Origin of the sequence: Amycolatopsis sp. SID8362 (genome assembly GCF_010550475.1) — a bacterium.
Classification (GTDB): domain Bacteria; phylum Actinomycetota; class Actinomycetes; order Mycobacteriales; family Pseudonocardiaceae; genus Amycolatopsis; species Amycolatopsis eburnea.
Map to the genome: position 1 here is coordinate 1 of NZ_JAAGNB010001786.1, position 1,831 is coordinate 1,831.

Sequence of the window (1,831 nt, forward strand, 5' to 3'; positions counted from 1 at the left end):
CGGTCGCGGCGCCGAACACCAGCCGCAGCACGTCCAGCGCGTGCACGTTCGCCGTGCCCTGCGTGAGGTGCACGGCCGAACCCGCCGCGACCAGGACCGCGAGCCCGGTGGCGAGCAGCGCCGCCCGCCCGCGTCGCCGGATCGCGGGCGGGCGGGGCTCGGTCAGGGTGGTCACCCCTTGAGCGCGGCGACGGCCGCGTCGGCGAACTGCGCCATGGACTTGGGCCCGCCGAACATCCAGAGGGAGTCCGGGAAGCGGTGCACCTTGCCGCTCTTGACGAACGGGAGGTTCTGCCAGATCGCGTTGTTCGCCAGCTCCTGCCGGTAGGGGTCGCCGTCGGCGTTGTTGGCCATGTACCAGAACCGGACGTCGGGCAGCTTGGTCAGGCCTTCGACGTCGGCCTGCCCGAGCCCGTAGACCGGGTCGCCGTCCATCGGCCACGCGGTCTGGAGGCCGAGCCTGCCGAACACCGCGGACACGAGCGCGCCCTTGGTGTACGGCCGGATGCTGACCGACCCGGACGTGACGTAGGCGTCGGAGAACGCGACCTGCTGGCCGGCGGCGCCCAGCTTCTCCACCTCGGCCTTGGCCGATGTCAGCTTCTGCTCGAACTCGGCCTTCAGCTGCGCGGCCTTGGCTTCGGTGCCGGTGGCCTTCGCGATCACGTCCAAGCCGGCGTACATCCCGGCGATCGGGTCCTTCGCGGTGCCGCCGTTGATGACGATGACCGGGACCTTCGCCTCGATCTGCTCGAGCGCGCCTTCGGTCACGCTGTCGGTGACGATCACCAGGTCCAGTCCCAGCGAGCCGAGCGTGTCGAGGCTCGGTTCGCCGCGGGTGCCGATGTCCTTCGGCGTGCCGTCGAGCTTCTCCGCGCTGACCCACTGGCCGTAGCCCTTGATGTCGGACACGCCGACCGGCATGACGCCGAGCGAGACGAGGTGCTCGACGCCGTTCCACTCGGTCGCCGCGACGCGCTTGGCCGGGTGGGGCAGCTTCACCTCCTTGCCGCGCGAGTCGACGACCGTGACCGGGCCGGCGGCGCTCGTGCTGGCGGCGGCGCCGCTGGCGGGCTCCTCGGTGGTGCCGCAACCGGCCACGAAGAACGTGGCGGCCGCGGTCAAGCCGAGGATCATCCGGGTGATGCGCATGGTTCTCCTGTTTCGATGGGGTCAGACCGACGCGGTGTCGTTGAAGCGGCCGACCGCGCGGGCGTGGATCCGCCCGTCCGCGGGATCCCGCGCGACGTCGACGCGGATGCCGTAAGCCCGGCTGAGGTTCGCCGCGGTCAGGACGTCGGCGGGGGTGCCTTCGGCGGTGACCCGGCCGCCCTCCAGCAGGAGCACCCGGTCGGCGACCGCCGCGGCCTGGTCGAGGTCGTGCAGCACCACGCCGACCCCGACGCCGTGGTGGTCGGCGAGGTCGCGGACGACGTCGAGGATCTCCACCTGGTACCGCAGGTCGAGGAAGGTCGTGGGTTCGTCGAGCAGCAGCAGCGCGGTGTCCTGGGCCAGGCAGCTCGCGAGCCACACCCGCTGCGCCTGCCCGCCGGAGAGGGCCTGCACCGGCCGGTCGGCGAGGGCGGCCAGCCCGGTCAGCTCCAGCGCGCGCTCGACGGCGGCGGGCCCCTCGGGATCGCGGCCGCCCCAGCGGGACCGGTGCGGGTGCCTGCCGAACTCGACGAGCTCCCGGACGCACACCCCGCCCGGCGCGGTCCGCTGCTGCGACAGCAGGGTGATCCGCTTGGCGATGTCCTTTCCGGACAGTGCGCGCAGGTCCGCGCCGTCGGTGAAGGTGACCGCGCCGGCGACCGGCGGGTGCAGCCGCGCC

Annotated in this window: 2 protein-coding genes; both read right to left on the minus strand. The window is 73.0% G+C overall.

Annotated features, from left to right (window positions below; all coding sequences use genetic code 11):
- Positions 1–171: 171 nt before the first annotated feature.
- Positions 172–1,152 carry an iron-siderophore ABC transporter substrate-binding protein gene (locus tag G3I65_RS54745; RefSeq protein WP_160704375.1) on the minus strand — a complete coding sequence of 327 codons (981 nt, stop codon included), beginning with the start codon at positions 1,150–1,152 and terminating at the stop codon, positions 172–174.
- 21 nt (positions 1,153–1,173) lie between these two features.
- The coding region (locus G3I65_RS54750) for an ABC transporter ATP-binding protein (RefSeq protein ID WP_160704377.1) at positions 1,174–1,831 on the minus strand (658 nt) is incomplete at its 5' end.

Bases quoted from the DNA above. Each gene is read 5' to 3' on its own strand.
- G3I65_RS54745 (WP_160704375.1), bottom strand. From the start codon at position 1,152: ATGCGCATCACCCGGATGATCCTCGGCTTGACCGCGGCCGCCACGTTC.